The organism is Aquabacterium commune, from assembly GCF_004362855.1.
GTDB classification, from domain to species: Bacteria; Pseudomonadota; Gammaproteobacteria; order Burkholderiales; family Burkholderiaceae_C; genus Aquabacterium; species Aquabacterium commune.
Genome location: NZ_SNXW01000009.1, coordinates 138568 through 149654, shown reverse-complemented (window position 1 = coordinate 149654; position 11087 = coordinate 138568). Strand labels below are relative to the sequence as shown.

Genomic DNA, 11087 nt, shown 5'->3' with positions numbered 1-11087 from the left:
AATCCAAGGCTGCTCTGCTTCATGGGCTCAATGGTCTCAGGCAATCAGGTCGGCGCCAAGCACGTGTCCGGGCGATTTATGCAGACCTTCCCTAATTCCAAATGACTCCATAGATGCTATCGCGTTTCACTTGGCGCACTGTCTGCTTCCAAAGGGCCACCGCACACGAGCCTCTTATTGCGATCACAGTTCCACAAGCAGAAGGCTCCAACGATGATTCATCGGGGTCCAGGGCAAAGGTCCGATCCACCGCCTAGCGAGAAGACCACCTTGGTGATCGACCGTTTGTGCACCCCAATCTCCCACTCCTGCATGGCATGGGCGATCACGCGCTGCAGCAGCCCCATCTCGCGCACCACGGTGGCCGGGCAAACGCCGTCCACCTTCAGGCGCTCATCGCGATAGCGGGCAATGTCGATGGGACGCAGGTTGGCCATGGCCGTCTCGGCAATCTTGCGCCGCGCCATGGCCTTCAGCCGCGCGATCTCGCTGTCTGCGCCACGGTGCAGTGGGGAAACATCTTGAACATACTGGCCGATCAGCGCGCCCAGCGTCTTGCGCTCAGCAAGTGCCCGCGACACAAAGGTGCCACGGCGCATCTCGGTCTCGACCTCGGCGGCCCAGGCCATCGCGTCTGATTTACTCTCGAAAGTGCGGGCAAGCTGAGGGAATCCGGCTTTGCGGATCTTGGCTTCCCACTGGTAGTCGCCGCGCTTGTAGAAGCTGGCCATCTGTCATCCTCCGACGTCTCCGTCATAAGCAGTGTCGGAGAATTGTCGGAAAAAGGCCTGCGTATAAATTGCAGAGCCTTCTGTGCGGGATGTTTGCCCCAGGCCACAGAGTGGTGCGCCCGGCTGGGATCGAACCAGCAACCCCTGCCTTCGGAGGGCAGTACTCTATCCATTGAGCTACGGGCGCAGCGCTGCGGGATTCTAACAGCGCGACCGCCTCTGCCACGACCTATAATCTCGCCCATCGTTCCCACCGCGCACCACAACGCGCGGCGCCCACGCGTCCCACCGCGTCAAACCAGCCTGTAGCGAACACCCATGAGCCAAGCGCCCCAATCCCACGAGTCCGGCCACGAAGGCCCGATCCAGACCCCACAGCAGCTGATGGCGGCGGTGGCGGCTGCGTTCATCGTGCCGGTGGCGGTCATTGCCCTGCTGGTGAACTATGTGAATTCGACCGCCAAGGACGCCGCCGGCAGCGACGCCCTGAGTGGGCAGGCCACGGCGCAGCGCATCATGCCGGTGGGCACGGTCGAGATCAAACTGGCCTCGGCCAACACCGGCCCGCGCTCGGGTGAAGAGGTTTACAAGGCCCAGTGCGTGAACTGCCACGGTGCCGGCATGTTGGGTGCACCGAAGTTCGGTGACGCGGGCGCCTGGAGCGGCCGCCTGGGTCAAGGCGATGCCAAGCTGCTGGAGCACGCGCTCAAGGGCCTCAACGCCATGCCGGCCCAGGGCGGCGCCGATTACTCCGATCACGAAGTGCACCGCGCCGTGGTGTACATGGCCAACGGTTCTGGCGGCAAACTGGCCGAACCCGCGGCGCCTGCTGCGGCGGCATCGGCGCCCTGAGACTCCGCAGGCCACGCCGCGGTCAAGCGGCACATGACCGGAACACGACCGGCCCATGACGCGTTCATAGGGCCGGTTTTTTCATGCCGATTTCTGGATGATGATTGCTGGATGGCGGTGTGTGCGCAACGGCGCGGCCCTCAGCCCTCAACCCTTGCGCGGCGCCAGCACGTGGCCAAAGCGCGCGGCCAAATCCTCAAAAGCCACCTCTTCAGGCTCGGGCCAGACGCCCGCCACAAGGGCGTCGGCGGCCACGTCCATGTCCATCGACCTCAACACGCCCAGGCCCAACTCGGTGTGCAGGAACAGCCGGCCGTGTTCGTCCACGAAGGTGGCGCGCACCTCGTGCACCGGCTCGCTGGTGTGGGCGTCGAGCTCGAATCCCGCATCGCCACGCTGCACGCCCAGCACCCAGGGCGCGGCCTCCAGCACCACATACACGCGCTGCGGCCCGTTCTGGAAGAACCAAGCGCCACGGTCGTCGTGGTCGTAGTTGCGGTGGATGAACTCCTTGAGCTTGTCGTGGACGATGCGGCTGCCCTTGACCAGCGGAAAAGGCCCTGCGGCCTGGATGCGGTCGTCGCGCATGTACCAGTCGCCGCGGGCGTCCAGCGCCAGCCAGTCGTAGCAGTCGGGCACGTTGGGCCACTTCTTCAGCGCGGCTTTGACGATGTCGTCCATGTGTCTCCTTGGGGTGTGGCGCTCACAGATGATGTTGCAGCCACCGCCCCACGGCCTGCGGCAAATCGGCGACATGGCCCGGAAAGCGGCCAGCGGGGAAGCCGACGTGGCCACCTTCGTGCGGTTGCCACAGCGTCACGGCCGGGCCCACCTCGCCCCGTGAGGGCAGGCAGGCCGCAGGGATGAAGGGGTCGTTGCGCGCGTTGAGCACCAGTGCAGGCACGTGGCGCATGGCCTCCAGCCCCGGCTTGGCCGAGCAACGCGCCCAATAGTCTTCCGTGTTGGCAAAGCCGTGCAGCGGGGCCGTGAACGCATTGTCGTAGGCGTGGAGATCCCGCGCAGCGCGCAGGGCGGCTTCGTTGAACAGGCCGGGGTGCTGCTGCAGCTTGGCCAGGGCCTTGGGCTTCATCGACTGCAGGAACATGCGCGTGTAGATGTGCCGGCTGAAGCCATGCGCCAGTGCGTGCCCGGCCGCGGCCAGGTCCACGGGCGATGAAATGGCGGCCACGGCGCGCACCGTGCGTTCGGCCTCGGCGCCTGCCTCCTGGGCCCAGCGCAGCAGCACATTGCCGCCCAGCGAGATGCCCACGGCCAGCAGCGGGCCGGCATGGCGACGCGCCAGGCGCTGAAGGATCCAGTCGGCCTCGGCGTGGTCGCCCGAGTGGTAGGTGCGCGGCGCGCGGTTGATCTCGCCCGAGCAGCCGCGGAAATGCGGCACGGCGAAGTCCCAGCCCTGGGCATGCGCCCACAGCGCGAACGCCCGGCTGTAGTGGCTTTGCGAAGAGCCCTCCAGGCCATGGAACATCACCAGCAAGGGCCGTGGGCTGGGCGTGCCAGCGGGTGCGGGCAGGAAATCCACGTCGATGAAATCGCCATCGGGCGTGTCCCAGCGCTCGCGCAGGTAGGCCACCGGGCCGACACGGTGCTCCGCGTGGACGCGGCTGCAGAGCGCGGGCCAGATGGTCTGCACGTTGCCGGCGAAGGGGCCAGCGCCGGCCAGCCAGCGGGGGGCGCGGTAGCTGTGCATGGCGCTGAAGTGGACCGGTGTCGCTGAGACGGCGCCCGCTCAGTGCAGCACGCCGCGCGGCTCGGTGATGTCGGGCAGGTCCTGCGCCAGGCCCGGGCTGGCGTGGTGGGCCACCATGCGCCAACCCTGGGACGTGCGCAGGTACACATTGGTGGCCATGACAAAGGCCGTCTGCATCTGGCCGTCCGGGCCCATGGCCTGGACCTTCTCGGTGACGTGGTGCACCGCGCACACCGCCGTCTCCATGCGGCGCACGTGCTCGATGCCGATGTGCACCGGCCCGTTGGCGAACACCGCTTCGAAGCCGGCTCGCACGGCTGCCGTGCCCACCACGCGCGGGCCCCCGGGGTGCACGCAGGCGATGTCTTCGTCGTCGGCCCAGGCCTGCATCATGCGGTCGAGGTCGGCGTGCTGCATGGCGTCGTAGAACGAGGCCTCGGTTTCATCGGCCGTGGTCAGCAACACCGCTTGGGTGACTTTGGCGCGCGGGTCGGTCATGCGGGCATCCTCATGCTTCAGATCACTTGAAGACCACGGTCTTGTGGCCGTTCATGAGCACGCGGTGCTCGGTGTGCCACTTCACGGCACGCGCCAGCACCACGCATTCGACGTCCCGGCCCACGGCGGTGAAATCTTCGGGGCTGAGGGTGTGGTCCACACGCTCGACGTCCTGCTCGATGATGGGGCCTTCGTCCAGGTCGGCCGTGACGTAGTGGGCCGTGGCACCGATGAGCTTCACGCCGCGGTCGTGCGCCTGGTAGTAGGGCTTGGCGCCTTTGAAGCTGGGCAGGAAGCTGTGGTGGATGTTGATGGCGCGGCCCTTGAGGAAAGCGCAGAACTCGGGGCTGAGGATCTGCATGTAGCGCGCCAGCACAACCAGGTCGATCTGTTCGGCATCGACCAGCGCTTCCACCTGCGCCTCCTGGGCGCGCTTGACCTCGGCGCCCGAGCCCGTGGGCAAAGGCAGGTGGTGGAAGGGGATGCCGTAGCTGGCCGCCAGCTCTGCGTAATCCGGGTGGTTGGAGACGATGGCCGGGATGTCGATGTTCAGCCAGCCCGAGCGCCAACGGAACAGCAGGTCGTTGAGACAGTGGCCATGTTTGCTGGCCATGACCAGCACGCGCGGCTTGCGCGCCAGGGCGCGGATTTGCGCGGCCATGCCGAACTGCTCGCGCACGTGCGAGAACAGCTTGTCCAGCGTGGTGGCATCGGCCAGGTGCTCGGGCGCAGAGAAGTGCACGCGCATGAAGAACAGGCCGGTGCTGTCCTCGCTGAGCACATCGCCGAATTGCTGGGAGTCGATGATGTTGCAGCCCGCCTGGTACAGCAGACCCGACACGGCATGGACGATGCCGGTGGTGTCGCGGCAAGACAGGGTCAGGACGAATTCTTGGGGCTTCTTCATGGTGCTGCCGATTGTAGGGGCCTGCCGTGACGGTCCCTCACCCTAGAATGGCTCTGCTGTGCCGAAGCCACGGGCTCACCGACACCGCGCGACATCCCCCCGTCAGTCCACGCCACCGACACCGCACCACGAGGACGCATGGCCCCCTTGCCCGACGCCGCCGACCGCTCCCAAGCCCTGTCCGACCTGCTCTCGCGCGTCGCTTTGGGCGACCGCGCCGCATTCGACCGGCTTTACCGTGACACAAGTCCGCATCTGCTGGGCGTGATCTTGCGTATACAAAGAGACCGAACCCAAGCCGAGGACGTGCTGCAAGAGGTGTACGTGAACGTCTGGCGCTCGGCGCAGAGCTTCAATCCCGCGCTGAGCCAGGCCCGCACCTGGCTCAACAGCGTGGCCCGCAACCGGGCCATTGACAGCCTGCGCCGTCGCCAGTCGGAGCCACAGACCATCAGCCGCTTCCAGGCAGGCACGGACGAGGATGACACCGACATGCTGCAAGACATCGCCGCCGACACCCCTGGCCCGCTCGAACTCCTGGAGCAGGCCAGCAACGCCCGCGCACTCACGACCTGCATGAAAGACCTGAGCGGCGAGCAGCAGCACAGCCTGGCCCTGGCCTATTACCAGGGCCTGACGCACGCCGAGGTCGCCGAACAACTGGGGCACCCGCTGGGCACCGTGAAAAGCTGGGTGCGCCGCGGCCTGCAGAGCCTGAAGACTTGCCTGGAGCGGGCCTCGCTGGCCCTGAACTGACATGGACTACAGCCGCCCCGAACTGGCCGACAAACTGGCCGCGGAGTACGCCCTGGGCACCCTGAGGGGCCCGGCCCGGCGCCGCTTCGAAAACCTGCTGCCGGCCCACCCCGGCCTGCGCCGCGCGACCACCGACTGGGAGCGCCGACTGGAAACGCTCACGGCGTCCACCCCCGCGGTGGCGCCACCGCCCCGCGTTTGGCAGGGCATCCAGAACCGCCTGTTCGGTGCGCACGACGCGCTGCAGGCCTCGGGCAGCCAGATCGGGCAGATGGCCTCGGACGCCGCGCGCAGCGTGGTGCGCTGGTGGGAACGCCTGGCCCTGTGGCAAGGTGCCGCGGGCATGGCCACGGCCGCCGCCATCACCCTGGGCGTGATGTTGGCCCAGCCCGTGCCTGTGCAACCGCCCATCGTGGTGGTCATGGGCGCGCAAAGCGGCGCGGCTGGCAACGGCATCCAGCCGGCGTCTTTCGTGGCCAGCGTCAGCGGCGATGGGCGCAGCCTGGTGCTCAAACCGCTGAGCGAGGGCCAGACCGTGGCCCTGAACAAGGCGCTGGAGCTCTGGGCCGTGCCGGCCAAGGGCGCGCCGCGCTCGCTGGGCGTGGTCTCGCAGCAGAACGCCACCACGGTGTTGCGCACGGCCCTGCTGAAAGACACGGCGGCCTTCGCATTGACGGTCGAGCCTCCGGGCGGTTCGCCATCTGGCCAGCCCACGGGCCCCATCGTCTCGGTGGGCAAGCTCCAGCTGTGACAAATTGCCGCTGCACGCGCCCAACCTGCATCTGGGTGGTGCGTTGGCACCGGTTGCTGCATCTGTCGGGTGGGGTCGGCGCGTAGTGGTCTTCAAGCGCGCATGTTGCGCGCCGGTGTCCAGGCCCCAGGCCGGCGCACCCAGCTCACCGGAGACCCCTCATGAACAACACCTCTGTCCTGTCCTTGCGCGCCCTGTCCCTGACCGCTGTTGCCGCCGTGGCCGTTCTGGCCGGTTGCGCCAGCCAGCCCATGGTCAAGAACGCCGAGCTGCCCGAAGCCGTGCGCGTGCCGGCCGGCCACACCCAGTCGATGTTCACCGTCGGCAGCGGCGAGCTGACCTACGAATGCCGCGAGAAGAAGGACATGGCCGGTGCGTTCGAGTGGGCCTTCGTCGGTCCCGTCGCCACCCTGAGCGATGCCAAGGGCACCGTGGTCGGCAAGTACTACGCTGGTCCGACCTGGGAGTCCAACGACGGCTCCAAGGTGACCGGCAAGCAAGTCGCCGTCAGCCCCGCCACCGCCGGCAACATCCCCCTGCAACTGGTCAAGGCCAACCCCGCTTCGGGCGCCGGCGTCATGCAGGGCGTGAGCTTCATCCAGCGCCTGAACACCGTGGGCGGTGTGGCCCCGGCCCTGCCTTGCGGCGCCGAGCAAAAGGGCGACAAGAAGGTCGTGGGCTACAAGGCCGACTACGTCTTCTACAAGCCCGCCATGTGATGGTCGGTCGGCCAGCGCGTTCCGCACTGGCCCATGAAAAAAGCCCGGCATGCCGGGCTTTTTGTCATCGGTGCCCGTCTCAATGACCGTGCGACACCTTCTCGCCCGCCTTGAGCTTGTACACGGTGCCGCAGTAAGGGCACTTGCCCTCGCCATGGCCCGCCACGTCGATGAAGACGCGGGGGTGGTTGCTCCACAGCGCCATCTTGGGGTTCGGGCAGAACACCACGCCAGGGCCTTGCAGCTCGGCGGCGGTGACTTCCACGGTGGCGGGGGCTTGTTGCTTGCTGCTGTTGCTCATGGGGAAAACTCCGTCAGAGGCTCAGACCACGGGCGTCAGCCACTCGGCGTACTTCGGGCTGCGGCCGTTGACGATGTCAAAGAACGCAGACTGGATTTTCTCGGTGATCGGGCCGCGCGAGCCGATGCCGATCTCGATGCGGTCGAGTTCACGGATGGGCGTCACTTCGGCGGCGGTGCCGGTGAAGAAGGCCTCGTCGGCGATGTAGATCTCATCGCGGGTGATGCGCTTTTCCTTGATCTCCAGGCCCAGGTCACGGGCGATGGCGAAAATGGTGTTGCGGGTGATGCCGTTGAGCGCACCAGCCGACAGGTCGGGCGTATAGACCACGCCGTTCTTGACGATGAAGAGGTTCTCACCAGCGCCCTCAGACACGAAACCGGAGGCGTCCAGCAGCATGGCCTCGTCGTAGCCATCGTCCGTGGCCTCCATGTTGGCCAGGATGGAGTTGGTGTAGTTGCTCACCGCCTTGGCCTGCGTCATCGTGATGTTGACGTGGTGGCGCGTGTAGCTCGACGTCTTGACGCGGATGCCGCGCTTCATGCCGTCTTCGCCCAGGTAGGCGCCCCAGGTCCAGGCCGCGACCATCAGGTGCACCTTGGCGCCTTTGGGGCTGACGCCGAGCTTCTCGGAGCCCAGCCACACCAGCGGACGGATGTAGCCGCTTTCCAGCTTGTTGGCCTTGATGACGTCGATCTGCGCCTGGCTGACCTCTTCTTGCGTGAAGGGCATGGGCATGCGCAAGATCTTGGCGCTGTTGAACAGGCGCTCGGTGTGCTCACGCAGGCGGAAGATGGCCGGACCGTTGACGGTGTTGTAGGCCCGCACGCCTTCGAAGGCGCCGCAGCCGTAGTGCAGCGTGTGCGTCAGGACGTGGATCTTGGCGTCGCGCCACTCCACCATCTTGCCGTCCATCCAGATTTTGCCGTCGCGGTCGTCCATCGACATGGGGGTGTCCTTGTTCAGTGTCCAGTGTGCACGGGCTGTGCGCCGACAGGGGGCGCCCATCCAAGCCGTGTCCAGAGCTTTCGATTGTAGCGCCGAGGGCGGTCAGCGGCCCAGCGCCAGGCGGCGGGTGTGCTGGACGATCATGCGTTCCTCGTCGGTGGGGATGACCCACACGGCGACGGCGCTGTCGGGCGCACTGATGCGCAGGCTCTGGCCATCGTCCAGGGCCGATGCGCCGGCGTTGGCCGCCTCGTCCAGGCGTACACCCAGCCAGGCCGCCTGTGCACAGACCTGCGCACGGATGGGCGCCGCGTGCTCGCCGATGCCCGCCGTGAAGACGATGGCGTCCAGCCCGCCCAGCACCGCCGCCAGCGCGCCCAGCTCGCGGGTGATGCGGTGCACGTACAGCGCCACCGCTTCCTGCGCTTCCACGCGGTCGCTCGCCAGCAAGGTGCGCATGTCCGAGGACACCCCGCCCGACACGCCCAGCAGGCCGGAATCCTTGTACAGCAGGCGCTCGATGGCGCGGGCGTCCATGCCGCGCTCGTCCATCAACCACAGCAGCACGCCGGCGTCCAGGCTGCCGCAGCGCGTGCCCATCATCAGGCCGTCGAGGGCCGTGAAACCCATGCTGCTGGCCACGCTGCGCGCGCCTTGCAGGGCGCACATGCTGGCGCCATTGCCCAGGTGCATGACGACGGTGCGACCCTGGGCTGCATTCGCATCCACCTGTGGCAACTGGCTGGCGATGTACTCGTAGGACAGCCCGTGGAAGCCATAGCGGCGCACGCCAGCCTCGTGCAGCTCGCGCGGCAAGGCAAAGCGCTGGGCCACCGGCGGGCAGGTGGTGTGGAAGGCCGTGTCGAAGCAGCCCACCTGCGGCAGGCCGGGTGCCACGCGCTGCAAGGCCCGCACCGGCGCCAGGTTGTGCGGCTGGTGCAAGGGTGCCAGGGGCACCAGGGTGTCGAGCTCGGCCAGCACGGCGTCGTCGAGCAGCACCGGCGCGTGGAAGTGGGTGCCACCGTGCACGATGCGGTGACCGACGGCGCACAGCGTGTGGCCTTGCAGGAAGGGCTGGATGGCATCGAGCAAGAAACTCAGCGCCTCGTCGTGCCCCAGGCTGCCCGGCCAGTCGCGCTGCAGCACCACCGTCCCATCGGGCGTGTGGGCCTGCAGGTGCGGGTGCACGCCCAGGCCATCGATCTGCCCATGCAACCAGGCTTCGTCCTGCGTGCCAAGCGCAGGCGTGGCCGGGAAGAGCGAGAACTTCAGGCTCGACGAGCCCGCGTTGAACACGACGATGGCCTGGCTCATGCCTGGCCCGCTTTCGCTTGCTTGGCCGCCTGCGCGTGCGCCAGCAACTTGAGGACGGCCGCCGAGGCCAGCCGGGTGCGCACGCTGTCGGCGCGGCTGGTCAGGATCATCGGCACGCGCGTGCCCAGCACGATGCCCGCGCTGTCGGCCCCGGCCAGGTACTGCAGCTGCTTGGCCACCATGTTGCCCGCCTCCAGGTTGGGCACCACGAGGATGTCGGCCTGCCCCGCCACCTCGGACGTGATTTTCTTCGTGTGCGCGGCCTCCAGGCTCACGGCGTTGTCGAACGCCAGGGGCCCATCGACCAGCCCGCCCGTGATCTGCCCGCGGTCGGTCATCTTGCACAGCATGGCCGCGTCGATGGTGGCCTGCATCTCGGGGTTGACGGTTTCCACCGCCGCCAGGATGGCCACCTTCGGCACCGCCACGCCCAGCACCTGCGCCAGGTCGATGGCGTTTTGCACGATGTCCACCTTGTCCAGGATGGTGGGCGCGATGTTGATGGCCGCGTCCGTGACCAGCAGCATGCGCGGGTAGGCCGGCACGTCCATCACGAAGACGTGGCTGATGCGCCGCCCCGTGCGCAGCCCCGTGGCCGAGGGCACCACCGCCGCCATCAATTCATCGGTGTGCAGGCTGCCCTTCATCAGCGCCTGCACCTCGCCACTGCGCGCCATCGCCACAGCCACCTCGGCCGCCGCGTGGCTGTGTTCGGTGTCCACCACGCGGTGGCCCGTCAGGTCCAGGCCCTCGGCCTGGGCGACGGCCTGGATCTTGGCGCGCGGGCCCACCAGCACGGGCGTGATCATGCCGTGGCGGGCGGCTTCCAGCGCGCCGCGCAAGGCACTGGCATCGCAAGGGTGGACCACCGCGCAACTCACCGGCGGCAGTGCCTCGCACTCACGGAACAGCCGCCCGAACACGTCGTTGCGCCGCAGCACCACATCGACCGGGTCGCGCTCGTCCACGGACTGCTGCGTGGACGGCGCCCGCACCGTGATCGCACCGCTGAGCAAGAGGGCGTCGGCGTGGCGCACCTGGCAATCGAAGGTCAGTTGGTCGGGCGCCTGCTTTTCCACCACCGTGACCGTGGCCATCAGTTCATCGCCCATGCGGGCCGTGCCGCCGTACACCAACTGGTGCGAGAGGATGACGGTGCCAGGCCCGGGCAACTGGCGCTTGAGCATGCCGTGGACCAGCGCCTCGGCGCTCACGCCCTCGCACACCGGGCCGTCGCTGGCCGCTGCACCATCCCGCGGCGCGAAAGGGTTGGCCTCGCCCGACACCAGGGCCATCAGCTCCACCTCGTGGCGCGTCACCGTGTGGTGGATCACCAGCGAGGCGCCGATGTCGATCTGGTCGAAAGTCAGGTTGGTCAAGGCGCTCATGGCAAGTTCATCGCGTTCGGCAAGGAGTTCAGGCTGGGGGACATCGCGTGCAGCCATCGTCGGGCGGCGGTATGACAAGCATATGGCCTGACTGGCGCGTGCGCGGGCGGTGCCACATCCTTGCGCGGCTGTCTTGATCCAGGTCCAATCCCGCACGCGGCGACAGGGCATGGATTCCCCGTCTGACGTTTCAAGACGACTGGTCATATTCTTT

Annotated in this window: 13 protein-coding genes and 1 tRNA gene; 4 read left to right on the top strand and 10 right to left on the bottom strand. The window is 67.5% G+C overall.

Going from position 1 to position 11087, the window contains the following annotated elements:
- Positions 1 to 218 precede the first annotated feature (218 nt).
- Positions 219 to 731: a hypothetical protein gene (locus tag EV672_RS15160; protein ID WP_133610690.1), complete on the bottom strand. Its 513-nt coding sequence runs from the start codon at positions 729 to 731 to the stop codon at positions 219 to 221.
- Between the two features lie 111 nt (positions 732 to 842).
- A tRNA-Arg gene (locus EV672_RS15155) sits at positions 843 to 918 on the bottom strand.
- A 131-nt stretch (positions 919 to 1049) separates the two neighbouring features.
- On the opposite strand from EV672_RS15155, the gene EV672_RS15150 reads away from it, so the two are divergent.
- Positions 1050 to 1583, top strand: a complete 534-nt coding sequence (locus EV672_RS15150) for a c-type cytochrome (protein WP_133610688.1) — start codon at positions 1050 to 1052, stop codon at positions 1581 to 1583.
- A 147-nt stretch (positions 1584 to 1730) separates the two neighbouring features.
- Here EV672_RS15150 and EV672_RS15145 read toward each other — a convergent pair whose 3' ends face one another.
- From EV672_RS15145 to purU, 4 genes are read right to left on the bottom strand one after another with little or no spacing between them, the layout of a single operon-like run.
- A complete protein-coding gene (locus EV672_RS15145; RefSeq protein WP_133610686.1) occupies positions 1731 to 2264 on the bottom strand; it encodes a DUF2946 family protein in 534 nt (177 codons plus the stop codon).
- Positions 2265 to 2286: 22 nt separating this feature from the next.
- Positions 2287 to 3291 carry a YheT family hydrolase gene (locus EV672_RS15140; protein WP_133610684.1) on the bottom strand — a complete coding sequence of 335 codons (1005 nt, stop codon included), beginning with the start codon at positions 3289 to 3291 and terminating at the stop codon, positions 2287 to 2289.
- Positions 3292 to 3330: 39 nt separating this feature from the next.
- Positions 3331 to 3789 carry a YybH family protein gene (locus EV672_RS15135; protein WP_133610682.1) on the bottom strand — a complete coding sequence of 153 codons (459 nt, stop codon included), beginning with the start codon at positions 3787 to 3789 and terminating at the stop codon, positions 3331 to 3333.
- Between the two features lie 22 nt (positions 3790 to 3811).
- Complete coding sequence (gene purU, locus EV672_RS15130; protein WP_133610680.1) at positions 3812 to 4696, bottom strand: formyltetrahydrofolate deformylase; 885 nt, start codon at positions 4694 to 4696, stop codon at positions 3812 to 3814.
- A 138-nt stretch (positions 4697 to 4834) separates the two neighbouring features.
- On the opposite strand from purU, the gene EV672_RS15125 reads away from it, so the two are divergent.
- The 3 genes from EV672_RS15125 (at position 4835) to EV672_RS15115 (ending at position 6922) form a co-directional block, all read left to right on the top strand.
- Positions 4835 to 5452 (top strand): sigma-70 family RNA polymerase sigma factor, encoded by a 618-nt coding sequence (locus tag EV672_RS15125; protein ID WP_133610678.1) that lies wholly within the window; start codon positions 4835 to 4837, stop codon positions 5450 to 5452.
- Position 5453: 1 nt separating this feature from the next.
- Positions 5454 to 6203, top strand: coding sequence for an anti-sigma factor (locus EV672_RS15120; RefSeq protein ID WP_133610676.1), 750 nt, complete (start codon positions 5454 to 5456; stop codon positions 6201 to 6203).
- Positions 6204 to 6364: 161 nt separating this feature from the next.
- On the top strand, positions 6365 to 6922 hold the full coding sequence (locus EV672_RS15115; RefSeq protein WP_133610674.1) for a DUF3455 domain-containing protein: 558 nt from the start codon (positions 6365 to 6367) through the stop codon (positions 6920 to 6922).
- 79 nt (positions 6923 to 7001) lie between these two features.
- Here the strand turns inward: EV672_RS15115 and EV672_RS15110 are convergent, their stop codons facing one another.
- The 4 genes from EV672_RS15110 to EV672_RS15095 form a co-directional block, all read right to left on the bottom strand.
- Positions 7002 to 7223, bottom strand: coding sequence for a zinc-finger domain-containing protein (locus EV672_RS15110; protein ID WP_133610672.1), 222 nt, complete (start codon positions 7221 to 7223; stop codon positions 7002 to 7004).
- A 21-nt stretch (positions 7224 to 7244) separates the two neighbouring features.
- Positions 7245 to 8171 carry a branched-chain amino acid transaminase gene (locus EV672_RS15105; protein WP_133610670.1) on the bottom strand — a complete coding sequence of 309 codons (927 nt, stop codon included), beginning with the start codon at positions 8169 to 8171 and terminating at the stop codon, positions 7245 to 7247.
- A 102-nt stretch (positions 8172 to 8273) separates the two neighbouring features.
- On the bottom strand, positions 8274 to 9485 hold the full coding sequence (locus EV672_RS15100; RefSeq protein ID WP_133610668.1) for an acetate/propionate family kinase: 1212 nt from the start codon (positions 9483 to 9485) through the stop codon (positions 8274 to 8276).
- Positions 9482 to 10873, bottom strand: coding sequence for a bifunctional enoyl-CoA hydratase/phosphate acetyltransferase (locus tag EV672_RS15095; RefSeq protein WP_133610666.1), 1392 nt, complete (start codon positions 10871 to 10873; stop codon positions 9482 to 9484). Before EV672_RS15095 ends, EV672_RS15100 begins: the two co-directional genes overlap by 4 nt.
- Positions 10874 to 11087: the final 214 nt, after the last annotated feature.

What these genes read in the sequence shown, in the direction of transcription:
- EV672_RS15160 (WP_133610690.1), bottom strand. Translation starts at nt 731, where the DNA reads ATGGCCAGCTTCTACAAGCGCGGCGACTACCAGTGGGAAGCCAAGATC.
- EV672_RS15150 (WP_133610688.1), top strand. Translation starts at nt 1,050, where the DNA reads ATGAGCCAAGCGCCCCAATCCCACGAGTCCGGCCACGAAGGCCCGATC.
- EV672_RS15145 (WP_133610686.1), bottom strand. Translation starts at nt 2,264, where the DNA reads ATGGACGACATCGTCAAAGCCGCGCTGAAGAAGTGGCCCAACGTGCCC.
- EV672_RS15140 (WP_133610684.1), bottom strand. Translation starts at nt 3,291, where the DNA reads ATGCACAGCTACCGCGCCCCCCGCTGGCTGGCCGGCGCTGGCCCCTTC.
- EV672_RS15135 (WP_133610682.1), bottom strand. Translation starts at nt 3,789, where the DNA reads ATGACCGACCCGCGCGCCAAAGTCACCCAAGCGGTGTTGCTGACCACG.
- purU (WP_133610680.1), bottom strand. Translation starts at nt 4,696, where the DNA reads ATGAAGAAGCCCCAAGAATTCGTCCTGACCCTGTCTTGCCGCGACACC.
- EV672_RS15125 (WP_133610678.1), top strand. Translation starts at nt 4,835, where the DNA reads ATGGCCCCCTTGCCCGACGCCGCCGACCGCTCCCAAGCCCTGTCCGAC.
- EV672_RS15120 (WP_133610676.1), top strand. Translation starts at nt 5,454, where the DNA reads ATGGACTACAGCCGCCCCGAACTGGCCGACAAACTGGCCGCGGAGTAC.
- EV672_RS15115 (WP_133610674.1), top strand. Translation starts at nt 6,365, where the DNA reads ATGAACAACACCTCTGTCCTGTCCTTGCGCGCCCTGTCCCTGACCGCT.
- EV672_RS15110 (WP_133610672.1), bottom strand. Translation starts at nt 7,223, where the DNA reads ATGAGCAACAGCAGCAAGCAACAAGCCCCCGCCACCGTGGAAGTCACC.
- EV672_RS15105 (WP_133610670.1), bottom strand. Translation starts at nt 8,171, where the DNA reads ATGTCGATGGACGACCGCGACGGCAAAATCTGGATGGACGGCAAGATG.
- EV672_RS15100 (WP_133610668.1), bottom strand. Translation starts at nt 9,485, where the DNA reads ATGAGCCAGGCCATCGTCGTGTTCAACGCGGGCTCGTCGAGCCTGAAG.
- EV672_RS15095 (WP_133610666.1), bottom strand. Translation starts at nt 10,873, where the DNA reads ATGAGCGCCTTGACCAACCTGACTTTCGACCAGATCGACATCGGCGCC.